Annotated in this window: 1 protein-coding gene; it reads right to left on the reverse strand. The window is 61.3% G+C overall.

Annotation, left to right across the window (positions count from 1 at the left end):
* Positions 1 to 545, reverse strand: a 545-nt coding sequence (locus VQ830_RS28750) for an IS110 family transposase (RefSeq protein ID WP_337271545.1), incomplete at both ends; no start/stop codon positions are given.

A 545-nucleotide genomic window follows, 5' to 3' on the forward strand; every position in this document is an offset into this window, starting at 1 on the left:
CGCCTCCGACTGCTTGATCCGGCCGTCGATGTCGCCGATGAAGGCAAGACCACGGTCGATCTGGATACGGTCGACCTCCGACACATTGAGTGCGGCGAGCTGCTGGCGTCCAGCCTTGCCGAACAAGTCGCCCAGCTTCTTCAACTGCGCCGTCTGCTCCGGATAGCGATCGAATACCGTCACGATGCGGTTCTTCGTCATCGTGCGCAGCCGCACGTAAAACATCCGCTCGCGCAGCGCGACACGCAGCTCTCGGGCCTTGTCGCTCGGAGCCCAGGCCTGCGGAACCAGGTCGGCTCGAAGAAGATGCGCCAGCACCGTCGCGTCGATCTTGTCTGTCTTGATCTTGGCGTCGGCGATCGCCTTCACCTTCAAAGGATGGGCGAGAACGACATCATCACAAATGTCGTCGAGCCAGTCGTAGATCACCATCCAGTTGCGCGTCGCTTCGACAACCGCATGGCTGTTTTCCCGGTAGCGTTCGAGAAACCCACCGAGCGACTGGCGATCGTTCTTCACCCGGCCGGATCTCAGCGTCTTGCCGC

It is taken from the genome of Oryzifoliimicrobium ureilyticum, from assembly GCF_037199735.1.
GTDB classification, from domain to species: Bacteria; Pseudomonadota; Alphaproteobacteria; order Rhizobiales; family Rhizobiaceae; genus Rhizobium; species Rhizobium ureilyticus.